General features: G+C 71.3%; 24 protein-coding genes and 1 riboswitch. Of the genes, 15 read left to right on the top strand and 9 right to left on the bottom strand.

What is annotated here, in order from left to right:
* Positions 1-77 precede the first annotated feature (77 nt).
* Complete coding sequence (locus tag AC25YV_RS09190; protein ID WP_488123548.1) at positions 78-1,466, top strand: glycine--tRNA ligase; 1,389 nt, start codon at positions 78-80, stop codon at positions 1,464-1,466.
* A gap of 44 nt (positions 1,467-1,510) precedes the next feature.
* On the opposite strand, the gene AC25YV_RS09185 is transcribed toward AC25YV_RS09190, so the two are convergent.
* Complete coding sequence (locus tag AC25YV_RS09185; protein WP_488123547.1) at positions 1,511-2,083, bottom strand: HhH-GPD-type base excision DNA repair protein; 573 nt, start codon at positions 2,081-2,083, stop codon at positions 1,511-1,513.
* A 59-nt stretch (positions 2,084-2,142) separates the two neighbouring features.
* On the opposite strand from AC25YV_RS09185, the gene AC25YV_RS09180 reads away from it, so the two are divergent.
* The 6 genes from AC25YV_RS09180 to cofD all read left to right on the top strand — a co-directional run bounded on the left by AC25YV_RS09180 (position 2,143) and on the right by cofD (position 6,711).
* The gene (locus AC25YV_RS09180; RefSeq protein WP_488123546.1) at positions 2,143-3,558 is read left to right on the top strand and encodes a protoporphyrinogen/coproporphyrinogen oxidase; all 1,416 of its coding nucleotides are present in this window, start codon (positions 2,143-2,145) and stop codon (positions 3,556-3,558) included.
* 94 nt (positions 3,559-3,652) lie between these two features.
* Complete coding sequence (locus AC25YV_RS09175; protein ID WP_488123545.1) at positions 3,653-4,048, top strand: hypothetical protein; 396 nt, start codon at positions 3,653-3,655, stop codon at positions 4,046-4,048.
* A 1-nt stretch (position 4,049) separates the two neighbouring features.
* Entirely contained in the window at positions 4,050-4,451 is a 402-nt protein-coding gene (locus AC25YV_RS09170; RefSeq protein WP_488123544.1) for a phage holin family protein, read from the top strand.
* Positions 4,441-4,719 carry a hypothetical protein gene (locus tag AC25YV_RS09165; RefSeq protein WP_488123543.1) on the top strand — a complete coding sequence of 93 codons (279 nt, stop codon included), beginning with the start codon at positions 4,441-4,443 and terminating at the stop codon, positions 4,717-4,719. Before AC25YV_RS09170 ends, AC25YV_RS09165 begins: the two co-directional genes overlap by 11 nt.
* A 171-nt stretch (positions 4,720-4,890) precedes the next feature.
* Positions 4,891-5,730, top strand: a complete 840-nt coding sequence (locus AC25YV_RS09160) for a uroporphyrinogen-III synthase (protein WP_488123542.1) — start codon at positions 4,891-4,893, stop codon at positions 5,728-5,730.
* A 9-nt stretch (positions 5,731-5,739) separates the two neighbouring features.
* Positions 5,740-6,711, top strand: a complete 972-nt coding sequence (cofD, locus tag AC25YV_RS09155) for a 2-phospho-L-lactate transferase (RefSeq protein WP_488123541.1) — start codon at positions 5,740-5,742, stop codon at positions 6,709-6,711.
* A gap of 14 nt (positions 6,712-6,725) precedes the next feature.
* On the opposite strand, the gene cofC is transcribed toward cofD, so the two are convergent.
* From cofC to cofG, 4 genes are read right to left on the bottom strand one after another with little or no spacing between them, the layout of a single operon-like run.
* Entirely contained in the window at positions 6,726-7,337 is a 612-nt protein-coding gene (gene cofC / locus AC25YV_RS09150) for a 2-phospho-L-lactate guanylyltransferase (RefSeq protein ID WP_488123540.1), read from the bottom strand.
* Positions 7,334-8,371, bottom strand: coding sequence for a glucose-6-phosphate dehydrogenase (coenzyme-F420) (gene fgd, locus AC25YV_RS09145; protein ID WP_488123539.1), 1,038 nt, complete (start codon positions 8,369-8,371; stop codon positions 7,334-7,336). The genes cofC and fgd overlap by 4 nt, the downstream gene beginning before the upstream one ends.
* Positions 8,368-9,828 (bottom strand): flavin-containing monooxygenase, encoded by a 1,461-nt coding sequence (locus AC25YV_RS09140; protein WP_488123538.1) that lies wholly within the window; start codon positions 9,826-9,828, stop codon positions 8,368-8,370. Before AC25YV_RS09140 ends, fgd begins: the two co-directional genes overlap by 4 nt.
* Positions 9,828-12,230, bottom strand: a complete 2,403-nt coding sequence (gene cofG / locus AC25YV_RS09135) for a 7,8-didemethyl-8-hydroxy-5-deazariboflavin synthase CofG (RefSeq protein ID WP_488123537.1) — start codon at positions 12,228-12,230, stop codon at positions 9,828-9,830. The genes AC25YV_RS09140 and cofG overlap by 1 nt, the downstream gene beginning before the upstream one ends.
* Positions 12,231-12,334: 104 nt before the next feature.
* On the opposite strand from cofG, the gene AC25YV_RS09130 reads away from it, so the two are divergent.
* The gene (locus AC25YV_RS09130; protein WP_488123536.1) at positions 12,335-12,760 is read left to right on the top strand and encodes a hypothetical protein; all 426 of its coding nucleotides are present in this window, start codon (positions 12,335-12,337) and stop codon (positions 12,758-12,760) included.
* Here AC25YV_RS09130 and AC25YV_RS09125 read toward each other — a convergent pair.
* Both AC25YV_RS09125 and AC25YV_RS09120 read right to left on the bottom strand, forming a co-directional pair.
* Positions 12,753-13,562 (bottom strand): ABC-2 transporter permease, encoded by an 810-nt coding sequence (locus tag AC25YV_RS09125; protein ID WP_488123535.1) that lies wholly within the window; start codon positions 13,560-13,562, stop codon positions 12,753-12,755. The two genes, AC25YV_RS09130 and AC25YV_RS09125, sit on opposite strands and share 8 nt — an antisense overlap.
* Positions 13,559-14,545 (bottom strand): ATP-binding cassette domain-containing protein, encoded by a 987-nt coding sequence (locus AC25YV_RS09120; protein WP_488123534.1) that lies wholly within the window; start codon positions 14,543-14,545, stop codon positions 13,559-13,561. Before AC25YV_RS09120 ends, AC25YV_RS09125 begins: the two co-directional genes overlap by 4 nt.
* 115 nt (positions 14,546-14,660) lie before the next feature.
* On the opposite strand from AC25YV_RS09120, the gene AC25YV_RS09115 reads away from it, so the two are divergent.
* From AC25YV_RS09115 to AC25YV_RS09100, 4 genes are read left to right on the top strand one after another with little or no spacing between them, the layout of a single operon-like run.
* A complete protein-coding gene (locus AC25YV_RS09115; RefSeq protein ID WP_488123533.1) occupies positions 14,661-15,722 on the top strand; it encodes an enoyl-CoA hydratase/isomerase family protein in 1,062 nt (353 codons plus the stop codon).
* On the top strand, positions 15,719-16,540 hold the full coding sequence (locus AC25YV_RS09110) for an LssY C-terminal domain-containing protein (RefSeq protein WP_488123532.1): 822 nt from the start codon (positions 15,719-15,721) through the stop codon (positions 16,538-16,540). The genes AC25YV_RS09115 and AC25YV_RS09110 overlap by 4 nt, the downstream gene beginning before the upstream one ends.
* Positions 16,537-17,052, top strand: coding sequence for a hypothetical protein (locus AC25YV_RS09105; RefSeq protein WP_488123531.1), 516 nt, complete (start codon positions 16,537-16,539; stop codon positions 17,050-17,052). The genes AC25YV_RS09110 and AC25YV_RS09105 overlap by 4 nt, the downstream gene beginning before the upstream one ends.
* A gap of 58 nt (positions 17,053-17,110) precedes the next feature.
* Positions 17,111-18,049 (top strand): DnaJ domain-containing protein, encoded by a 939-nt coding sequence (locus AC25YV_RS09100; protein ID WP_488123530.1) that lies wholly within the window; start codon positions 17,111-17,113, stop codon positions 18,047-18,049.
* A 4-nt stretch (positions 18,050-18,053) separates the two neighbouring features.
* On the opposite strand, the gene AC25YV_RS09095 is transcribed toward AC25YV_RS09100, so the two are convergent.
* A complete protein-coding gene (locus AC25YV_RS09095; protein WP_488123529.1) occupies positions 18,054-19,535 on the bottom strand; it encodes a D-alanyl-D-alanine carboxypeptidase family protein in 1,482 nt (493 codons plus the stop codon).
* A 39-nt stretch (positions 19,536-19,574) separates the two neighbouring features.
* A riboswitch (TPP riboswitch) is annotated at positions 19,575-19,684 on the top strand.
* Between AC25YV_RS09095 and AC25YV_RS09090 the strand changes: the two genes are divergently transcribed.
* The 3 genes from AC25YV_RS09090 to AC25YV_RS09080 all read left to right on the top strand — a co-directional run bounded on the left by AC25YV_RS09090 (position 19,678) and on the right by AC25YV_RS09080 (position 22,573).
* Entirely contained in the window at positions 19,678-20,304 is a 627-nt protein-coding gene (locus AC25YV_RS09090) for an ECF transporter S component (protein WP_488123528.1), read from the top strand. Its footprint overlaps the riboswitch before it by 7 nt.
* A gap of 2 nt (positions 20,305-20,306) precedes the next feature.
* Positions 20,307-21,788, top strand: coding sequence for an ABC transporter ATP-binding protein (locus AC25YV_RS09085; RefSeq protein ID WP_488123527.1), 1,482 nt, complete (start codon positions 20,307-20,309; stop codon positions 21,786-21,788).
* Positions 21,785-22,573, top strand: a complete 789-nt coding sequence (locus AC25YV_RS09080; protein ID WP_488123526.1) for an energy-coupling factor transporter transmembrane component T family protein — start codon at positions 21,785-21,787, stop codon at positions 22,571-22,573. Before AC25YV_RS09085 ends, AC25YV_RS09080 begins: the two co-directional genes overlap by 4 nt.
* Here AC25YV_RS09080 and AC25YV_RS09075 read toward each other — a convergent pair whose 3' ends face one another.
* Positions 22,574-22,921, bottom strand: coding sequence for a DUF488 domain-containing protein (locus tag AC25YV_RS09075; protein ID WP_488123525.1), 348 nt, complete (start codon positions 22,919-22,921; stop codon positions 22,574-22,576).
* Between the last annotated feature and the right edge of the window lie 78 nt (positions 22,922-22,999).

Genomic DNA, 22,999 nt, shown 5'->3' with positions numbered 1-22,999 from the left:
GGCTAGACTCGACGGATGCCGCGCTGTGCGGCATCCGCGCCCTCTTCGCGCCTCCCCACCCGACCATTGGAGCCACCGTGGCCGAGCAGTCCCGTCTCGACAAAGTCATCGCCCTCGCCCGACACCGCGGGTTCGTCTTCCAAGCGGGTGAGATCTACGGGGGGTCCCGATCGGCCTGGGACTACGGCCCCCTCGGCACGGAGCTCAAAGAGAACGTGCGCCGCCAGTGGTGGCAGTCGTTCGTCCGCGGTCGCGGCGACATGGTGGGACTGGATTCGTCGATCATCCTCCCCAAGCGCGTATGGGAGGCCTCAGGCCACGTCGCGACCTTCACCGATCCTCTCGTCGAGTGCCTGCAGTGCCACAAGCGCTTCCGTGCTGACAACCTCCTGGAGGACTTCGAAGAGCGCAAGGGTCGCGTCGCCGAGAACGGCCTCGCCGACGTGCCGTGCCCGAACTGCGGAAACAAGGGCCAGTGGACCGAGCCGAGGGCATTCTCCGGCCTGGTCAAGTCGTACCTCGGCGTCGTCGACGATGAGACCGGCCTGCACTACCTGCGCCCCGAGACGGCCCAGGGAATCTTCGTCAACTTCGGGAACGTGCTGACGGCGAGCCGCAAGAAGCCCCCGTTCGGTGTGGGCCAGGTGGGCAAGGCGTTCCGCAACGAGATCACGCCGGGCAACTTCATCTTCCGCACGCGTGAGTTCGAGCAGATGGAGATCGAGTTCTTCACACCGCCCGCCGAGGCCGGCGAGTGGTTCGACCACTGGGTCGAGGCCTGCTGGGACTGGTTCATCGACCTCGGCATCGACGCCGACAACATGCGCCGCTTCGACGTTCCGACCGAGGAGCGCGCGCACTACTCGGCCGGAACGATCGACGTCGAGTACCGCTTCGGCTTCGCCGGCAAGGAGTGGGGCGAGCTCATGGGCATCGCCAACCGCACCGACTATGACCTGAAGAGCCACACCGAGGCGTCGGGGCAGAGCCTGACGTTCTTCGATCAGGCTTCGGGCGAGCGGTACACCCCGTTCGTCATCGAGCCCTCGTTCGGCCTGACCCGCGCCATGATGGCGTTCCTCGTCGACGCGTACCACGAAGAAGAGGTGCCCAACGCGAAGGGCGGTACCGACAGCCGCACCGTGCTCAAGCTCGATCCGCGCCTGGCTCCCGTCAAGGTCGCCGTGCTGCCGCTCTCGCGCAACGAGCGGCTGTCGCCCCTTGCTCGTGGCCTGGCCGACGACCTGCGCGCGCACGGCTGGAACATCGACTTCGACGACGCCGGCGCGATCGGCCGACGCTACCGCCGCCAGGACGAGATCGGCACGCCGTTCTGTGTCACCGTCGACTTCGACTCCCTCGACGACAACGCCGTCACGGTCCGCGACCGCGACACGATGTCGCAGGAGCGTCTGCCGATCGAAGGGCTCGCAGACTTCCTGGCTGAGCGACTCAAGGGCGCCTGACGCATCCGCCGCTCACGGGTGGCGATGGTCCAGGTGCGCCCGGTTCAGGTGGCCTCGCGGGCGGCGGCCTTCATCGCGCGCTTGTGCTCGCGCACCTTGGTGAGCGATTCGGGCGAGACGATATCGGCGACGCTGCGGTACGACCCCTCTTCGCCATAGGGGGCCGATGCCTCACGCCAGCCGTCGCCCGTGAACCCGTACTGCTTGCCCAGCAGTGCGAGGAAGATCTTGGCCTTCTGGTCGCCGAAGCCCGGCAACGCCTTCAGGCGCTTGAGCACGGTCGCCCCGTCGGGTGCATCCCGCGTCCAGATGGCCGCGGCATCCCCGCCCCAATCCGCTTCGACAGCTGCGCACAGCGCCTGCACCCGCGCAGCCATCGAACCGGGGAACCGGTGCACGGCGGGCGTCTTGCGGAAGACCTCGACGAACGCGTCAGGATCGTAGGCGGCGAGGGTGCCCGCCTCGACCGCGCCGGCGCGCTCCTGGATCTTCAACGGCCCCGCGAACGCCGTCTCCATCGCGATCTGCTGGTCCAGCAGCATCCCGATGAGCAGGGCAAGCGGATTGATGGTGAGCAGATCGTCGGCACGGTCGTCGCCCGTGATGTGCAGCGTCATGCCCCTCAGTCTCGCACCGGCCCGGTCGGCTCGTGGCGCGGGGTGCGAGGATGGACGGCGTGAACGACGCCGCGCCCCTCGAGAACCTCGCCGCGCACGCCCGGGAGACCCATGTCGTCGTGGTCGGAGCCGGCATCGCAGGCCTCGTCGCGGCGTACGAATGCGCCAAGGTCGGCCTCGCCGTCACGGTGCTCGAGGCCCGTGAGGCGCCCGGTGGCGCCGTGCGCTCCGGCACGGTGGGCGAGACCGAGCTCGATCTCGGTGCAGACGGCTACGCGACGGCGGGAGGTCACGTGCGCGCACTCGTCGATGAGCTGGGCCTCACCGACCGTGTGCGCGCCGAGGCGCCGACGACACCGTGGGTCGCCGGTCTCGCGGGCGGTGCCGCACCCCTGCCCCCCGAGAACGTGCTCGGCATCCCCGCCAACGCGTGGGATCCCGCCGTGCGCCGCATCATCGGGTGGCGCGGCGCGTGGCGCGCGTACCTCGACCGGCTGCGCCCGCCGCTCACGATCGGCCAGCAGCGCAACCTCGACACGCTCGTGCGCGGCCGGATGGGTCCCCGCGTCGTCGAACGCCTCGTGGCGCCGCTGACCGCCGGCCGGCACGGACTCGCCCCCGACGATGTCGATGTCGAGGTGGCTGCTCCGGGCCTCAACACGGCGCTCACGCGCACGGGCTCGCTCTCGGGCGCCGTGGCCCAGCTGCGCGGCATGGCGCCGGAAGGGCCCGCGTACGAGACGATCGACGGCGGGATGCGGGTGCTCGTCGCCGCCCTCGCGGAGCGACTCGCCGAGCTCGGCGCCGAGCTGCGGACCGAGACCGAGGTCGCCCGCCTCGACCGCGTGCCCGGAGCCGGGTGGGTCGTCGTGTGCGCAGGCGACGACGAGACCCGCATCGACGCCGACGTCGTGCTCGTCGCGACAGAGGAGCACGCAGCCCGTGGCCTGCTCGCGCCCCACGTCAGCGGGCTGGGCGCTGCCGAGCCGAGGTCGGCCGACGTAGTAACGCTCGTGCTCGACGGCACGCCCGATCCCGCTCGCGCCGCCGTCTATCCCGTGCCCGGCGCGCACGCCGCGTCGTCGGCCGTCGACATCACGGCACGCTGGCCGTCGGTCGCAGCCTCTGTGGGTGCCGGCACCCGTGTGGTGCGTGTGATGCTGCCCGCGGGGCCCGCCGACGAGGAGGGCGCGATCGCAGCGGCCACCCGCGACGCGTCCGCCCTCTTCGGTCTTGCGGACCCCGTCGTGAAGGCGGGGCGACGCGAGCGCTTCGACATGGCGCCGCCCCGGTCTGCGCGCGGCCGGCTTGATGAGGTACAGCGGGCGCGCACCGACGTGCACGCCCGTGAGGGGCTCGCCGTCGTCGGGGCATGGGTTTCGGGCAGCGGGCTCGCGCAGGTCGTCCCCGACGCCGTCGCCGAGGCGGAACGCGTGCGACGGCGCGCTCTGTTCGGCAATGAACCGCTGCAGTGACACGGCGCCGGTTGTCAAGGGTGGATACCCGAAGAGGAATACGGGACTACCCTGGTCACGTCAGCTGGCGCACCACCCAACGTGAGGAGACCCCATGAGGGGCAAGACAGGACTCGTCGTCGGACTCGCCGTGGGCTACGTGCTCGGAACGCGCGCGGGTCGCGAGCGATACGAGCAGATCAAGACACAGTGGCTCAAGGTGTGGCACACCGACCCCGTACAGAAGCAGGTCGAGAAGGTGAGCACGTTCGCGAAGGAAGCCGCCACGGCGCTGCCCAGCACGCTGTGGGCTTCCGCCGTCAAGGTGACCAAGGCCGCCTCGTCCGAGGGCACGCCGCGTGAGAAGGTCGACAAGGCAGTCGCCGCCGGCAAGGAGAGCGCCGAGGATGTCGCCAAGACGGTGAAGGCCTCGGCCAAGACCGCGAAGAAGGCCGCCGATGACGCCGTCGATGACGCTGCGAATGACACGTCGGGGAGCGGCGGGGCCTGAGATGACGACACCCCGAGGATTCCGGGATCGCGCCGACGACAGCCTTCTGACGCTGCTCGGCGAGATTCCCGAGCTCATCCGCAACCTGGTGGTCGCCGAGATCGACGCCGGCAAGGCGTGGGTGCGGCGCACCGCGAAGGACGCGGGGATCGGCGCCGGCTGGTTGGCCGCCGCTCTGTTCTTCCTGTTCTGGACCGTTCCCGCGCTCTCCGCGTTCGTGATCATCGGCTTGTCGTCGTGGTGGCCCGCGTGGCTGTCGGCGCTCGTCGTCTTCGGCGCGATGCTCTTGATCGCGATCGTCTGCGCGCTGCTCGGCATCCTGCGCTTCAAGAAGATCTCAGCGTCCAAGAACCCCGTCCAGGCCATCAGCGAAGACATCAAGGAGGTGCGCGATGAGCTCTAAGGTGCCCGTGCCGGTGCCGCGCACCGGAGTTCCGATCGGAATCGATGACCCCGTCGAGAAGGCTCGTGCTGAGCTGAAAGCCGCTCTCGCGGCGATCGAGGTCAAGGCGAATCTGCCGCGCCGCATGAGCGAGGTGACCGAGCGCAACGTCGCTGCCGGCCGCGCGTTCGCGCGTCGCAACCCCGGCGCGGCCACAGCGGCAGTCTTCGCGGGAGCGGTCGTGGTCGGCGCTGCGGTGTGGGGGCTGGTGCGCCTTTACACGCGCTGAGCGGACATTGCGGGCGGCGAACTCGGCCCCCGCCCCCGTCCGAGGGGTATGCTCAGGGTCAGGCAGTGCAATGGTGCGGATGCTGCTGGCCGCGCGAACCCGACTGAATCGCGCGTCGGCTGCCTCGACGACTGGGTGGCCGATCGAGTCCCACGAAAGTCGATCAACCCCATGAACACACCCACATCGTCTGTTCCCGACAAGCCCCTCGCGGGCTGGCGCGTGCTCGTTCCGCGCGGTGGCCCCTGGGGCGACGGCGTCGCGGCGACCCTGCGCCGACAGGGAGCGACGCCCGTCATCGCACCGCTCATCAACTTCGCCCCGACGAACGACCCCGCGGGTCTCGAACAGGCGCTCGCCGACCTCGCTGCGGGCCGGTTCGACTGGCTGACGGTCACCAGCGCGACGACGGTCGATGTGCTGTACGCGTTCCGCGCCACGATCCCTGCCAAGACGAAGGTCGCCGCTGTCGGTGAGACGACGGCCGCGGCGCTGACCGCGGTCGGCTACAAGGTCGACCTGATTCCCGACGAGGACAACTCGGCAGCCGGGCTCGCCGGTCAGCTCATCGCGCTGGAACCCGAGCCCCGCGAAATCCTGACGCTGCGCAGCGAACTGGCCAAGCCCATGCTGACGCGCATGCTCACCGACGCGGGGCACGATGTGCGCAGCGTCGTAGCCTATCGAACCGTCGGCGTTCCCGTGACCGAACGCATCGCCCACGATGTCGAGTCGGGCCGCATCAACGCGATCCTCGTCACGAGCGGCTCGGTCGCCGAGCAGGTGCACGAGCAGTTCCCCGACCTGCCGGTCACGACCGTCATCGCCGCGATCGGCCCCCGGACGGCGAAGGACGCCCGTCGCGCGGGCCTCGCCGTCGACATCGTGGCCGACACGCAGACCGTCGACGCGCTGATCGACGCCGTCGCCCGGTTCCCCCTTCCGCACGCAGCCGACGAGGTCGCGCCGCGCACGGGCCTCTTCCGTGCGATCGTCCGCGATCACGACTGAGTTCCGCACGTGAGCGAGAGCCCGCGCGTCGTCGTCCTCGCGGGCGGCGTGGGCGGTGCGCGCTTCACGCTCGGCGTGCGCGCCGCCCTGCAGCGCCGTGGCGCAGCCCCCGCGACCGTCGTGGTCAATACGGGCGATGATCTGTGGCTGTCGGGCGTCCGTCTGCAGCCGGACATCGACTCGATCATGTATGCGCTCGCAGGAGTCAACGACACGGGCCGAGGGTGGGGTCGCGCGGGTGACACCGAGCGGGTCAACGCCGAGTTGCAGGAGTGGGGCGCGGGATGGCCGTGGTTCACCCTCGGCGACCTCGACCTCGGCACCCATCTCGCGCGCACGGGGTGGCTGCGTGACGGGCTCACCCCCACCGGCGTGCTCGAACGCATGTCGACGCGGTGGGACCTCGGGGCGACCCTGCTGCCCATGACCGACGCCGAGGTCGATACCCACGTCGTCCTGGCTGACGGTGCACGGATGCACTTCCAGGAGTGGTGGACCCGCCACCGTGCGGCGCTGACGCCCGCCGCGTTCGAGAACCCGGGCATCGATGATGCCCGGCCGGCCCCCGGCGTCATCGAGGCCATCCAGGCGGCCGACGTCGTGCTGCTGGCGCCCTCGAACCCCGTCGTCTCGCTGGGACCGATCCTCGCCGTACCGGGCATCCGCGAGGCTCTGCGTGAGACGCCGGCCGCTGTCGTCGGAGTGTCGCCCATCATCGGCGGACGCGTCGTGCGGGGCATGGCCGACATCTGCCTCACGGCGATCGGTGTCGAGACCTCGGCGCCCTCCGTCGCGGAGCATTACGGTGCGCGCTCGGCCGGCGGCATCCTGGACTCGTGGCTGCTGGCCGAAGAGGATGCGGCGCACGCCGGCGTCGTCGACGCCCTCGGGGTGCGCGCCGTCGTCGCCCCGCTGTGGATGACCGATGCCTCAGCCTCGTCCGAGATCGTCGACGCGGCCCTTTCCGTCGCCGGTCTCTGACGCGCGGTTCGCCCTTACGACCCCACGATCGCCGCCGTGCGGGGGCCGAGTCCCAGCCCGCGCGCGGCGTGCAGCTGCTCGGCGGTGTCGACGTCGCGGCGCAGGGTCGAGGCCGCATCCACCTCGAGCGGTGTGCAGCCGAGCTCGACGTGGCGCGCGAACGAGTCGTCGCCGAAGGCCGAGCTCCACGGAACCCCCGCCGCTGCGGTCACGAGCGTCGAGCCGGTGCCCTCGCCGTCGGCGACGACGCCGCGATCCACGGACGCCGCCAGCGCGAGCGCTGCCGCGAGGTCGTCGGGGCGGAGGGCAGGCAGGTCGCCCAGGAGCGCCGCCCGTGGCAGGTGCGGAACCGCGGTCATGCCCGTCGCGATCGCCGCGTCCAGCCCGCGGGGCTCACCCTCGGGCACGAACAGCAGGTGCGCGATGTCGAGTGCTCCGAGGACGAGGCCCCCGTCATCGCCGACGACGACGACGCGCTCGACAGCCGGGCAGGCCGCGGCCGCAGCGATCGTGTCGAGGGCTATCGCGCGGGCGAGCGCCACCCGGTCGACCCCGGGGACGGCGAGTCGGGACTTGCCGCGCGCGGGATCTTTGACCGGGATGACGACGGCCCAGCGGGTCGTCACGCTCCGAGGCGGGCGCGCAGCCGCGGCAGGATCTCAGCGCCGTACGTGCGCAGGAACTTCTCCTGGTCGTGCCCCGGGTCGTGGAAGACGAGGTGCCGGAAGCCCAGTTCGTGGTACTTCAGGATCTGCTCGACGTGCTCGTCGGGATCCGTCGAGACGATGAAGCGGGATGCCGCGCGCTCGATCGGCAGCGCGTCGCCGCGGCGCTGCATCTCGATGGGGTCGTGGATGCCCATCTTCTCTTCGGCGGAGAGCGCGAGCGGTGCCCAGAAGCGCGTCTTCTCGAGGGCCGTCTGCCGGTCGGGGTCGTACGAGACCTTGACCTCCATGAGGGTGTCGATCGAGTCGGCCGAGCGCCCCTCCTTCTCGAGGCCCTCGTGAAGAGCGGGCAGGAGCTTGTCGGCGTACAGCGCCGGGTCCTTGCCGCTGGTCGTGATGAAGCCGTCGGCGATGCGCCCGGCCAAGCGTGTGGCTGCGGGGCCGGCTGCGCCGATGTAGATCGGCACGGCCTGGTCGGGTGCCGGACGGTCGTACACCGTCGCGTCCTTGACCGAGTAGTAGGTGCCCTCGAACGTGACGCGCTCGTCGGACCACAGGGCCTCGATGAGGGCGATGGCCTCCTTCAGACGCTGGAATCGTTCGGGGGACTCGGGCCACTCCATGCCCAGGGTCACTTCGTTGAGCGCTTCACCCGTGCCGACACCGAGCACGATGCGGCCCGGGTACATCACGCCGAGGCTCGCGAACGCCTGGGCGATGACGGCGGGGTGATAGCGGAAGGTCGGTGTCAGCACCGACGTGCCCAGCATGACGCGCGACGTCTTGGCTCCCATCGCGCCCAGCACGGGCAGAACGGCGGGGGCGTGGCCGCCCTCATGCATCCAGGGCTGGAAGTGGTCCGAGACGAAGACCGAGTCGAAGCCGACCTCTTCGGCGAGGACGGCGAGATCCACCAGTTCGGAGGGCCCGAACTGCTCTGCCGATGCCTTGTATCCGAAACGCAGGGGGACTTCCTGGGCGGTGCGAAGTGTCATACGTGGCCTCTCTTGACGGGGGCGGGAAGGAACTCCGAGCCGTCCGCGGCGGCGAGCCGCTCACGGAAGGCGGCGACGGTCCCGGGCCACAGCAGTGTGAGCCGGCCGGAGCGTTCGTCGACGTACCAGTTGCGGCATCCGCCTGCGATCCAGGGGGTGGATGCCGCGCGCCGATCGATCTCGGCGCTGTAGGCGCGCTCGGCGTCGGGATCGACGCGCAAGACCCCGTCACGCGATGCCAGGACGCGGGCCGCGTAGGCGGCCTGCTCCTCGAGCATGAGGACCGACGAGGAGTGCCCGAGCGAGGCGTTGGGACCGTTGAGCACGAAGAGGTTGGGGAACCCGCTCACGACCGTCGAGCCGAACGACGTCATGCCCGCCGACCAGTGCTCCGCGAGGGTTCCGTCTTCGCCCCATACGAACTCCGCATAGGGCTGGCGCGTCGAGGCGAAGCCGGTGGCGAGCACGATGGCGTCGACCTCGTGCCGCGCGCCGCTCGCGGCGACGAGCGTCGACTCGCGCACCGAGGCGAGCGCCGACGGCTCGAGTCGCACGCGGTCCGACGCGACGGCGGGGTAGAACTCGTCCGAGAGCAGCACCCGCTTGCACCCGAAGGCGTATCGGGGTGTCAACGCATCGCGCAGCGCGGGGTCGTTCACCTGCGCCTCGAGGTGGGCGGTCGCGGTCCCGGCGGCGGCGGTCGCGGCATCCGGATCGCCCGAGCGCGACGCGAAGCGTGCTTCGCCCTCGACGTCGAGAGCCTCCCGCAGACGGGCGAGTTCATCGGGGTGTGCCGCGAAGCGGGCGCGTTCGGCGTCGGTGTAGGGATGCGCTCCGCGCGGCACGATCCACGCGGGCGTGCGCTGGAAGAGCGTCACCTCGGCGATCTTGGCGAGCTCGGGGACGAGCTGGACGGCCGACGCTCCCGTGCCCACGACGGCGACGCGGCGGCCGGTCAGGTCGGCGGCGTGGTCCCAGCGCGAGGAGTGGAAGAGCGGACCGGGGAACGTCTCGAGTCCGGGGATCTCGGGGATCCTCGGCTCGGTGAGGCGCCCGCACGCCAGCACGAGCGCATCGGCTTCGATGACGCCGGGGTGTGAGCCGCCCACGTCGAGGCGCCAGGTCTGGGTCTCGTCGTGCCACGCGGCGCCGAGCAGCGGGGATTCGAAGCGCGGCCGGATGCCCTCGACCTCGGCGACATGCTCGAGGTAGGTGCGGATCTCGTCACCACGCGCGTACAGCCCCGACCAGTCCGGGTTGGGGTGCGCGGCGAAGCCGTACAGGTGGCTCGGCACGTCGCATGCGACGCCCGGGTAGGTGTTGTCGCGCCATGTGCCGCCGAGAGAGGCCGCCCGCTCGAGCACGACGAAGGAGTCGATGCCTCTGCGGCGCAGCTCCATCGCCATCGCGAGTCCGGCGAACCCGGACCCGACGATCGCGACCTCGACGCGCGTCATCACCCGTCCTCGCTCGGCACCGCAGCGTGCCGCGGGGTCGGTGTGCCGTACTCCGTCGTGCGCAGGCGGAAGGGCCGGAACAGGCGAGCCGCGAGCCGCGACGCGGTCGCCACGGGCAGTTCGAGCCCGAACTCGATCCCCGCCTCGGGTTTGACGCGACCGTCGAAGAGCGTGCCGCCGAGGTCGTTGCCCCCCGCGCGCAGCAGTTCGGCGGCGGTGTCCAGCCCGACCCGCGTCCAGGGGATCTGCACGTGCGGGATGCTGCCGCTCAAGAGCAGCCGCGACACCGCGACCATGGCGCGATGCTCGTCGAGAGGAGCACGTCCGGCGACGAGGGGCACCCCGCCCGCGTGACCGGGCAGGGGGATCGGTACGAACTCGCTGAACCCGCCGCCGGCGCCGGCCGCATTGGCGGCCTCCTGCAGGCGCCGCAGCGAGCGCAGATGGGCGATGCGCTCGGCGGCTGTCTCGACGTGCCCGTAGAAGAGCACGCTCGTCGAGCGGAAGCCGGCTCGGTGGGCGGCCACGATACCGTCGGTCCACGTGTCTATCGCGAGGTCACGGGGCGCGATGAGGGCGCGCACGCGCTCGCTGAGCACTTTGACCCCGGTGCCGGGGACCGTGCCGACGCCGGCCTCGCGCATCGCCGCGAGCGCGGCGTCGAGCCCGAGGCCCGTGCGATCGGCCAGGTCGCGCACATCCTGCGGTCGGAAGGCGTGCAGGTGCAGCCCGGGGGCCGCGCGCACGATGGCGCGCGCGAGGTCGAGGTAGGCGCCGGGGTCTTCGCTCGGCGAGACGAGGCCCTGCACGCAGATCTCGGTCGCGCCGAGGTCCCACGCATCGGCGGCGATCGCGGCGGCATCGGCGAGATCGAACTCGTCCGGAGCGTCGGAGCCACCGCGCCGGAAGCCCGACGACGTCAGATTGCGGTTCACGACGAGAGTGACCGCTTCGCCCACCGTGTATCGCCGCACGTCGTCGGCCGTCGCCGTGAGGGCGTCGAGCCCGTCTCCGGACACCTCGAGCAGCAGCGTCCAGTCGTCGTCATCGAGCGAGAGGGGGTCGGATGCCGCGGCCTCGGCGAGCCGCCGCGCGACCCCGGCCCGCGAGCCGGTCGTCGAACCGCCACCGCCCACCGGCCGTGGGGTGTCGGTCACCGACCCGAGGTCCGCTTCGCGCGCGAGCCCCGTTTCGGGATCCGCGAGCGCCGCGACGGCGTCCCGCATCTCGGGCGCGAGCCAGGTCTCGGGGCTGCGCACATACTCGGGGTGCGCCGTCAGGCGCTCGCGCAGGGTGAAGCCGAGCGATGCCGTGTGCTCGGCGAGCTCGTCGATGTGCGGCCACGGGCGCTCGGGGTTGACGTGGTCGGCGGTGAGCGGCGAGACGCCGCCCCAGTCGTCGGCGCCCGCGCGCACGAGCAGCGCGAACTCCTCGCGGTCGGACAGGTTCGGCGGCACCTGGACGCGCATCGCGGGGCCCATCACGAGCCGGGCGACCGCGACCGCGGCGACGTACTCGAGCAGCGCGGCATCCGCAGCGCCCTGCATCGCGGTGCGGGGCTTCGCGCGGAAGTTCTGCACGATGATCTCTTGCACGTGTCCGTGCCGTTCGTGCGCGTCGCGCAGGGCGATGAGCGATTCGGCGCGGTCGCGCACGGTCTCGCCGATGCCGACGAGGATGCCGGTCGTGAACGGCACACGCGCCCGCCCGGCGTCGTCGATGACGGTGAGGCGCAGTTCGGGGTCTTTGTCGGGCGAGCCGAAATGTACCTGTCCGGGCTCTTCGAACAGGCGCCGCGACGTCGTCTCGAGCATCATGCCCATCGACGGCGACACGGGGCGCAGTGTCGCGAACTCGTCGGGCGTCATGACCCCGGGGTTGGCGTGCGCGAGCAGTCCCGTCTCGGCTGTCACGAGGCGCGCCATGGCGGCGACGTAGTCGATCGTCGACGCATAGCCGTGCTTGTCGAGCCATGCGCGCGCCTCGGGCCAGCGGTCTTCGGGGCGGTCGCCGAGGGTGAGGAGCGCCTCTTTGCAGCCGAGGGCAGCCCCCTGCCGGGCGACCGAGAGCACCTGCTGGGGCGACATGTAGGCGGGCTTGTTCTTCTTCAGCAGCTGCCCCGGTGTGTCGACGAAGACGCAGTAGTGGCAGCGGTCACGGCACAGGGTCGTGAGCGGGATGAAGACCTTGCGCGAGTAGGTGATGACGCCCGGTCGACCGGCATCGGCGCCGCCGGCATCGCGCATCGCGCCGGCGAGGGCGAGCAGTCGCTCGAAGTCGTCGCCCGTCGCACCGAGCAGCGTCTCGGCATCGTCGGCGACGACGCGCGCGCCTGCCGCGACGCGGTCCAGAACCGCGGCGGCATCGGCCCGCCTGGCGGGCGCCGGATCGAGCAGGGTCACCGTCCCAGTCTGGCACCGCCCCGCACACCGGGCGTCACGGATCGTTGCTTCACCGTAAGCAAACGATCCGGGCTCCCCAGGCCCGGCGCTGGCAGACTGGGGCTATGGTGACGCTTCTTCTGGACTCGACGCGGCTCGAGGTCGCACTGTCGGGAACCGAGCGCGCGCTGGCATTGCGCAAAGGCAACGTGCTCGTCGAGCGGTCCGAGATCGCCAAGGTGCAGCTCACCGATGACGCGTGGACGTGGTTGCGCGGCGTGCCGTCGCCCGGCACGCATGTGCGCGGTGTGATCGCGATGGGCACCTGGAAGTCAGCGGGCGGATCCGACTTCGTCCTCGTGCGACGACGGCGTCCCAGTGTGGTGATCGACCTCGACGGGCACCCCGAGTTCGCGCGTATCGTGCTGACGACGCGTCACGGGCTCGCGCTCGTGCAGGCGCTGCAGCTCGATGACGTCTCGGCCGTGCCGGCCGACGTCGTCGACATCGCGACCGGCGCGATCCCGATCGCCGAGACGCCGGTCAGCTGACGTCGCGCCGCCAGCTCGTGGCATACGCGAGGACGAGCAGCACGACGGCGTAGCCCAGCAGCACGAGGCCCCCGGCCCACCACTGCATGCCCGCCGAGTCGACGGCGGCGACCGCGAAGACGCTCGCTCCGACGAGGGCGTCGCTTGCCGCCCCGGGCAGGAACTGGATGACGTCGGACAGGCCCTCGACGAAGGATGCCGCCGCCCGGCCGACCGGTTCGAGGAACTGCGTGAACACCAGGACGCCGACGATGGCGCCCACCTGGTTGCGCACGAGCGCCCCGACTCCGATGCCGACGATCACCCAGAGGACGTACGCGAGCAGCATCCGCCCCAGCATCGCCCAGGTCTCCGGCGACCCCAGATCGGTGTCGAGGCCGAAGGCGGCGAGGAACGCCGCGCCCGGGCCGACCGAGGCGACGATGCCCAGCACGCCGTACAGCAGCCCCAGTGCGATGCCCACGAGCACCTTGGCCGAGAGCACCGTGCCGCGCTGCGGCGTCGCGAGGAAGGTGGGGGTGAGTGTCTTGTGGCGGAACTCCGCCGTCACGATGAGCGTGCCGATCAGGAGCGGGAAGACGTACCCGACGGTCGTCGCCGTGCTGTAGAGCGTGGCGGACAGCCCATCAGCCGGCAGCATCGCCTCGCCGGGGAGGTTTCCCGATGCGGTCGCGGCGAACACGCCGCCGAGGACGGCGGCCGTGAAACCGACGTACACGACGAGGATGATCGCGAGGATCCACCACATCGACGTCGTGAACTGCTTCGTGGTCTCGGACCGGGCTGCAGCGGCGAGGCTCATCGCGGGTCACCTCCCTCGTGGCCAGGCGCGTCGACGGCATCGGCCGCCCGATCGTCACGCGCGCTGAGGCCCGTCGCAGCCGAATGCACGCGCTGACCGCTCACGAGCTCGAGGAAGACCTCTTCGAGCGCGGGGCCCCGACGCTCCAGCGAGGACAGCGCGATTCCCGCATCCGCCGCGATCCGGCCGATGTCTGCGGGACCGAGCCCGCGCACCGTGAGGCCCGAGCGGAGCACGTCGTACGCCACACCCGCCGCGTCGAGGGCTTCTGTCAGCCGCGCGCGCTCGGGTGCGTCCACGACCGTGGCGTACTCGGTCGCATCGGCGAGGTCTTCGAGCCTCCCCTGGAAGACCAGGCGGCCCTGCGAGATGACCAGGAGTGCGTCGACGGTCTGCTGCACTTCGCTGAGCAGATGCGACGAGACGAGCACCGTGCGCCCTTCCGCGGCGAGCTGCTGAAGGAACCCGCGGATCCAGCGGATGCCCTCGGGGTCGAGTCCGTTCGTCGGCTCGTCGAGCACGAGCACGCCCGGGTCGCCGAGCAGGGCGGTGGCAAGCCCCAGACGCTGGCGCATGCCGAGGGAGTATCCGCCGACCTTGCGCCCCGCGGCATCCGCGAGGCCCACGAGCCCCAGGACGTCATCGACCCGCGCGTCATCGAGGCCCGCCGCGCGGGCGTAGACGCGCAGGTGGTTCGCCGCCGTGCGGCCGGGGTGGAAGCTCGAGGCTTCGAGCACCGCGCCGACCGTGCGCAGGGGGTGGTCGAGCTTGGCGTACGGCGTGCCGCCGATCGTGGCGACGCCCTCCGTCGCTCGCACGAGCCCCAGAAGGATCCGCAGCGTCGTCGTCTTGCCCGCGCCGTTCGGCCCGAGGAACCCGGTGACCCGCCCGGGTTCGACACGTGCCGTCAGCCCCGCGACCGCGGAGATCGCGCCGAAGCGCTTCGAGACACGGTCGAACTCGACCACGTGTCCTTCGGGCATGTCGAGACCCCTCGTCGTGTGAACCGTGCCCCCCTATCCTGGCCGAAAACCGCCCCGATCGCTGTCTGCCACGTGGGCGGTGGACACTCCCGGGGCGGACGGTAGCCTTGCGGGCGTGACCGATGCCTCTGAACCCCAGGTCCTCGTCCGCGCCGAAGCGGGCCTCGGCCGCCTCACGCTCAACCGGCCGCGCGCCATCAACGCGCTCGATCTCGGCATGGTCCGAGACCTCGCCGCGGCCCTGGACTCCTGGCAGGACGACCACGACGTCGACATCGTGCTGATCGACGGCGCGGGCGATCGGGGCCTGTGCGCCGGCGGCGACGTGCGCGGTCTCGCGGCGCAGATCCGGCAGGGCGACGCCGAGGCGGCGGGGGTGTTCTTCCGTGAGGAGTATGCGCTCAACGCGCGTATCGCCGAGTACCCGAAGCCCGTCGTCGTCTTCGCCGACGGCGTGACGATGGGCGGCGGGATCGGTCTGGCAGGCCACGCGGCCGTGCGTATCGTCACCGAGCGCTCCAAGCTCGCGATGCCCGAGACGCGGATCGGCTTCACTCCCGACGTGGGCGGCACGTGGCTGCTCGCTCGCGCCCCGGGCCGGATCGGTGAGTACCTCGGGCTCACGGGGGCGACGATGGATGCCGCCGATGCCGTCTACGCCGGCTTCGCCGACCACGTCGTCGCGAGTGAACGCCTCGATGACGTGCGCCACGCGCTGCAGACGCGCGCCGACCCCGCGACCCCGACAGAGATCGTCCTGCTCTTCGACGAGACCCCCGCCCCCTCGCGCCTCGAGGCCTCTCGCGCGTGGATCGACGACGCGTTCTCGGCCGACAGTGTCGCCGAGATCGTCGAGCGGCTGCGGGCCCGCCCCGAGAGCGATGCGCACGCGGCCGCCGAGGTGCTGGGCGAGCTGTCGCCGACAGGGCTCGCCGTGACGCTCGCATCCGTGCGCGCGGCCCGCGCAGCGTCGGGCCTGCGCGAAGTGCTGGCGCAGGAGTACGGGCTCGTGATGTGGTTCGCCCACACGCAGCCCGACCTGCTCGAGGGCATCCGTGCACAGCTGGTCGACAAAGACCGTTCGCCGCACTGGTCACCGCCGACGATCGACGAGCTCGCACCGGATCTCGGAGAGAAAGCCCTCGGATACGAGCCGCGCACGCCTCTGTGGGCATGACGACCCGACGCCGCGCCGTGTCGATCGGGGTTGCGATCGACGGGTTCTTCTTCGTCTTCGCGGGTCTCGCCGCGGTCTGGCTGGCATACCTCAGCCTGACCGAGACGTTCCACGTCGGCTGGTGGGGCGTGCTGTTCGCCGTGCTGTTCTGGCTGCTGCTGGCCTACCTCGTGCTGCCGCGGCTGCACCGCATCCTCACCACGATCTATGTGCCGGACTACTTCATCGGGCGCGCGCGCACGAGCGACGGACTGCTCGGCGACCCCGTCAACCTCGCCTTCCTCGGCGAAGGTGAGCAGATCGAACGGGCGATGCGGGCGGCCGGCTGGACGAAGGCCGACCCCGTCACCCTCGCATCGTCGGTGAACATCGTCACCTCGACGCTGCGACGGCGCAGCTACCACGAAGCACCCGTCAGCCCGCTGTTCCTGTTCGGGCGGCAGCAGGACTTCGCGTATCAGCAAGAGGTCGACGGCAATCCGGCCCAGCGGCACCACGTGCGCTTCTGGAGGTGTCCCGACGGCTGGCTGCTGCCGGGCGGCCGCCGGGTCGACTGGCTCGCGGCGGGAACGTTCGACACGAGCGTCGGGCTGTCGCTGTTCACCCTGCAGATCACGCACCGCATCGACGCGGACACCGACGTCGAGCGCGACCACATCGTGCAGACCGTGACCGGGGCCGATCCCCGTGTCACCGTCGACGTGATCCGGGACTTCTCGACGGGCTATCACTCGCGCAACGGCGGCGGCGACAGCATCCGCACCGACGGCGACCTGCCGATCATCGATGTGCGCGCCATCGCGGAGGTGACGACATGACCGAGATGCCACACAAGCGCCCCGCCTTCGAACCGGCCTCGCGTCTGCTCGTGCCCACCGGGTACGACCCCGGCATGCGCCGACCCGCCCCGATCGTGGCCGGGTTCGTGCTGGTGATCCTGCGTGTGATCGCCGGCGCGGTCCTGCTGTTGGGCATCGCGTTCGGGTGGGACTGGCTCATGCTGCCCGACGCCGACGAGCTCGCGTCGATGCGCGAGGACTCCGTGACCGGCCAGAGGGTCATCGCGCTCATCGTGGGAGTGGGTGCGCTCACTCTGCTGCTGGATCTGACGTTCGGCGTGCTGGTCTTTCGCGGGCGCAACGTCGCCCGCATCATCGTCATGCTCGTCTCGGTCATCTCGATCACGTCGTCGTTCGTCGCGTGGTGGGCGCAGGGTCAGGACATCACGCTGCGCACGACCTTCGTGTCGCTGAGCCTGGACATCCTGATCCTGCTGGCGCTGTCCAGCCGCGGTGCCGCCGCCTATGCGCGTCGCACCGAACGACGCTGAAGGCGACGTGGCATAACCTGTAAGCCGCCGCGGCCGCGGCATCCGCTCGGGAGGGTGCGTGTTCGACAGTCCACTCTCGGCGTCGGCCTACGACGTGCTCGCCGTCGCTCCCGATGCCGACGATGAGACGCTGCGCCGCGCCTATCGCCTGCGTCTGCGCCAGACGCACCCCGACACGGGAGGCGATGCGACCGTCTTCGTGCAGGTGCAGCGTGCGTGGGAGCTCGTCGGCACGAGTGACGCGCGGGCGGCGTACGACCGCGGTCACGGGTTCGGCGCGCACGCTGCGCCGGATTTCACGCAGGATGCCGCGGGGTGGCGGCCGCCGCGACCGACCGCTGACACGCGGCCCCGCGCCCGGTCGCACGGTCACCCCGGCGGGTGGAACCGCGAGCGCTATCTGCAGCTGATGCGCGAGTGGGTCGGACGCGGGGTCGAACTGGACGATCCCTACGACCCCGCCCTCGTGCGCTCAGCGCCCCACCACGTGCGCGAGCTCCTCGCCGATGCGCTCGCCGAAGAGGCGACGGCCCGCATCGTCGCCGATCTCGGCATGGGCTACACCGTCTGGCACGACGTGCGCGCGGCCGGCCGCAGCGACGCACCCGACGCCAAGATCGACCACATCGTGCTCGGCCCGAGCGGGCTTTACTCCGTGCAGTCGATCGACACGGGCGCGCCGGTGCGACTGCGCCGTGGCGAGCTCATCGGCGACGGCGTCACCGGGGCGCCGATTGCGACTCTCGTCGCCCGCACCCGCGTCGTGGCGCGCGCCGCGGGCGTGCGGTTCCGAGGGGCGATCGTCGTGCTGCCCGACGACGATGTCGCCCACCCCATCGACGAGCTCGGCAAGGTGCGCGGCACGCCCGTCGCGATCGTGTCGCGCAGCGCGCTGACGACGATCCTTCGTCGCGGCATCGCCGGTGCACGACCGATGGGCGGCACCGAGGTCTTCGACGTGCGCACGCGTCTTCAGCAGACGGTGCGCTTCGCCTGATCGATCAGCGGGTCAGTCCGAACAGCTCGAGCGGGTGCGTCAGCCGCCACCAGGCGTCCGGGTCTTCGATGTCTTCGGCCAGACGCAGCGGCACAGCGGCTTGGTCGAGCGGCCCGACAGCCGACAGTTCGCCCACGGTGTCACCCTTCGCACGTGCCTCGCCGAGGTCGAACGTGGTCGACACGTCAGCGGCACTGCCGTTCCACAGCACGACGGTGGCATCCTCGGCCGTCACGATGGGGGAGTTCGCGCCCCACGCCGTCGTCACCCGCCCCACGGTCGCGCCCGCCGTCACCGACGGGCGCGGCTGCAGTTCGGCCTCGAGCTGAGCGTAGAGAGCACGTGAGACGTCGACGCGCGCTTCGCCGTCGGGCTGTCCGAGGACCGACGCGTAGACGCGCACGCGGGTGTCGCCGACCATAATGTCCTTCGCCGTCAGCAGGTTCCAGGTGTCCAGCGTGCCCGTCTTGAGGCCGATGACGCCGGGGTCCTCGAGCATGCGGTTCGTGTTCTCGACGACGCCCACGCCGGGAAGGTCGACGGAGCGCTTCGCGACGATCTCGGCGATCACCGGGTGGGCGAGGGCCTTCTGCGCGAGGGTCAGCAGGGCCGCCGGCGTGGCGACGTTGCGCGGATCCAGTCCCGTCGGCTCGACGACCTCGATGCCCTCGATACCGTGCGTGCGCAGCCAGCCGTTCGCCGCTGTGGCGAAGACGTCGTCGGTGGGCCACAGCGTCGTGGCGAGGCGATCGGCGTAGTTGTTGCCGGAGCCGATGAGCATGCCCTCGAGCATCTGGTACTGCGTCAGAGAGGCGCCGACGGGAACGTCGAGCGCCGATTCGCCGTTGGCCCGGTACTGCCAGTAGCGGGCGCGGTCAAAGCCGGTGAACTGGTATTCCGGTCCGGCCTCGCCCAGCGCGAGCGGCATCTCTTCGAGAACCACGAGCGCCGTGACGACCTTGGTGATGCTCGCGATGCTGACCTGCTCGGGCATCGACGCGAGCTGTGTGTCGAAGCCCTCGACCGCGACGGCGGCCGCGCCCACCTCAGGCCACGGCAGAGCGGCCTCGGCTGCGGCGACGGGCTGCACGCCGATCGCCTCGACCGTCGGTGCGACGGCGTGCAACGGCCACAGCAGCGTCGTGGCGGCGTAGGCGCCGACGATGAGTGTCACGAGTGAAGCCGGGATGAGCACACTGGCACGCAGCGGCGACCGCCGCGGGGCGCGCGCGAGCAGGTCCGGCCCAGCCTCGGTGACAGCCGACGACGTGCCGAGAGCGGCCGGGTCGACCCAGGTCAGCGCGCGACCGCCGACGGTGGGCCCCGTGCTCGTGCCCGCCGATGCGCGGGAGGGCAGGGCGACCTCGGTCGTCGTCCCGGCGACCCCGAGAGCGGCGTCGGGCTCGAGCGTCGCCGTCACCGACCGGTTCGCCGCCTGCTTGCGCAGCGCGCGTCGCGTCGGGGGCGGGGTGATGTCGGGTGTCACCCGCCTACGGTACAACGCAGGTCACACGGATATACTCATCGGCACAACCACGGGAGTCCGGTGAGCCGGGCTGAGAGGAAGCGATCCACGCTTCGACCGTCGAACCTGATCCGGATCATGCCGGCGCAGGGAGGAGCATCCGATGCCTACAGCCACGTCCGCATCCACCCGGTCGACGACCGTCCGCAGCCTGCGGTGGAGAGTCGTCGACATCGTCGTCGCCAGCGTCATCGGCGTCGCGGCGGGACTCATCTTCCTGCTGTGGAACATCGGCTATCTGGGTCCCAAGACCCTGCTCGAACCGCTCGCGCCGGGCATCCAGGGCCTGCTCGACGGTCCGTGGCTCTTCGCCGGCGTGCTCGGAGCGCTCATCATCCGCAAGCCGGGCGCCGCGATCTACACCGAGACCCTCGCCGCTGTCGTGTCGGCGCTCGTCGGCAATACGTGGGGCGGGTTCCTCACGATCGAGGCCGGTCTCGTGCAGGGACTCGGCGCCGAGCTGATCTTCCTGCTCTTCTTCTACAAGCGCTGGTCGCTCCCCGTCGCGGTGCTGGCGGGCGCGGGCGCCGCGCTGGCCGGCGGGATCAACAACCTGCTCCTGTGGTATCCCGGAGCGGATGTGACCTTCACCGTCGTCTACATGATCAGCACACTCATCTCGGGGGCGGTCATCGCCGGTGCGCTGTCCTGGGTGCTCGCGAGGGGCCTCGCGGCGACCGGCGCGCTCGACCGCTTCGCGTCCGGGCGCGCCGCCCGCGTGCGCGTCTAGCCGTGCCGGGCACCGCATCGCGGCCCGCTGTCGTCGAAGCGCGCGGGTGGGGGTGGCGTCACGCGTCCCGTCACGCGTGGGCCGTGCGCGGCGCGACCTTCCGCATCGAGCCCGGCGAGCGCGTGCTGCTGCTCGGCGCGTCGGGCTCGGGAAAGTCGACGCTGCTGCATGGACTGGCGGGAGTGCTCGGCGGCGAGGAGGAGGGGGAGTCCGAGGGTGAGCTGCTCCTCGACGGCGTGCCCGCTGCAGCGACCCGAGGGCGGGCCGGTCTCGTGCTGCAAGACCCGGATTCGCAGGTCATCCTCGCCCGTGTCGGCGACGACGTGGCGTTCGGCTGCGAGAACCTCGGCATCGAGCGCCACGAGATCTGGCGGCGCGTAGCGAGTTCGCTCGACGCGGTCGGACTCGACGTGGCGCTGGATCGGCCGACGAAGCAGCTGTCCGGCGGCCAGAAGCAGCGGCTCGCGCTCGCCGGGGCCCTCGCGATGAGGCCGGGACTCATGCTGCTGGACGAGCCCACGGCCAACCTCGACCCCGACGGGGTCGCCGAAGTGCGCACGGCCGTCGCGGCGATGCTCGACGCGCACGATGCGACCCTCGTCGTCGTCGAGCACCGGGTCGCGGTGTGGCTGCCGTTCGTGACACGCGTCATCGTGCTGGGTGCGGGCGGCGTCGTGGCTGACGGGCCGGTCGACGACGTGCTGCGCGGGCGCGCCGTCGAGCTCGCCGCCGGTGGCGTCTGGGTTCCGGGGCACCCGCCCGCTCATCCGCCCGCGCCCGCTCGCCCCGCCGGCGCCGTGCTGCTCGAGGCGCGGGAGCTCGCCGTCCAGCGCGTCCGCGGACGCGCCGTCGCGACGGGCCTCGAGGTCGAGGTGCGCGCCGGCGCGGCCCTGGCCGTCACGGGCCCCAACGGTGCGGGGAAGTCCACGCTCGGGCTCACCCTCGCGGGCCTCCTGTCGCCGGCATCCGGATCCCTGCGTGCGCACCCGCTCCTCGCGGGCGACGCGGGCGACTCGCCCATCCGCTGGTCGTCGCGGCAGCTGCTGACGCGCATCGGCACGGTCTTCCAAGACCCTGAGCACCAGCTGCTCGGGCGCACCGTGCGCGGCGAGCTCGAGATCGGCCCGCGCGCTCTGGGCCTTGCCGAAGACGAGATCTCGCGCCGCGTCGATGAGCTGCTCGAGCGGCTGCGCCTCGCGCGTCTCGCGGAGGCGAATCCGTACACGCTGTCCGGCGGCGAGAAGCGCCGGCTCACGGTCGCCGCGGCGCTCGCGACGGCGCCTCGGGTGCTCGTGCTCGATGAGCCGACGTTCGGACAGGATGCGCGCACGTGGGCCGAGCTCATCGCTCTGCTGGCTCGCCTGCGCGACGAAGGCTCGGCGATCATCACGATCACGCACGACCTCGACGTCGTCGAGGCGCTGCATGCTGATCAGTTGCGGATGCGCCGCCCCGACCCGGATGCCCGGGGGTCGCGGCCATGACCCTCCTCGACACGCAGGCCCGCACAGGTGCCGTCGCCCGCCTCAACCCCGTCGCGAAGCTCGGCGCGAGCGCGCTCATCGCGATCCCGCTCGTGCTGACCCTCGACCCCGTCTCGGCGGCGGTCGCCCTGCTGCTCGAGTGCCTGCTGCTGCCCTTCGCCGGACTGCGCTGGCGGGAGTTCTGGATGCGGACGTGGCCGGTCTGGCTCGCTGCGCCCCTCACCGCCGTCACGATCGCGCTCTACGGCGAGACGTCAGGCCAGATCTACGTCGAGTGGTTCGTCGTGCGGATCAGCGACGGCTCGCTCGAGCTCGCCTTCGCGACGCTACTGCGTGTCTTGGCGATCGCGCTGCCGTCCGTCGTGCTGTTCGCCACTGTCGACCCCACCGACCTCGCCGACGGCCTTGCGCAGATCGTGCGGCTCCCCGCACGATTCGTGCTCGGGGCACTCGCGGGCCTGCGGATGGTCGGACTCTTCCTCGACGACTGGCGTGCCCTCGAGCTGTCCCGCAGGGCGCGCGGCGTGGCCGACCGCGGCCGCACCCGGCGGTTCCTGGGCATGGCCTTCGCACTGCTCGTGCTCTCGATCCGCCGCGGCACGAAGCTGGCCACGGCGATGGAGGCCCGCGGATTCGGGGCGCCTACGCGGCGCACGTGGGCGCGCGAGTCCCGCTTCGGACTGTGCGAGTGGGCGCTCATGGGGATCGGTCTCGCGATCGCTCTCATCGCGATCGGCGCGGCGCTGTGGGCGGGCACGTGGAACTTCATCCTCGGCCCGTCGTGATCACTCGGCGAGGAGCACCTTGCGCAGGATGACGGCCTGGTTGTGCTGTGGGTCGTGCGCTCCGAACAGCAGCGTGCAGACCGGATGCTGCAGCAGCTCTGCCCGCAGCGCGCGGACAGCGGGGTTGCCGGCGAGCTCGGTGCGGTAGGCCGACACGAAGTCCTCCCACGGCAGGCCGCCGTGGTGGAAGGCCTCGCGCAGGGCGGCGGAGGGGGCGACGTCCTTCGCCCACATGTCCAGCGCCGCGCGCTCCTTCGAGACGCCGCGGGGCCACACCCGATCCACGAGCACACGGAAGCCGTCGCCCGGTTCTGCGTCTGCGTAGATGCGCTTGAGCTGCAGCTGCATGCTCCCATCCAACACCTTTCGCGCCGAGAGGGCACGGCTTCGCCCATAGGCTGGATGCGATGTCGCGGCGGACGCCGC

The sequence above is a fragment of the Microbacterium sp. Y832 genome (genome assembly GCF_057669765.1).
The sequence above is the reverse complement of the archived record's forward strand: the minus strand, read 5'-3'. Positions and strand labels throughout refer to the sequence as shown.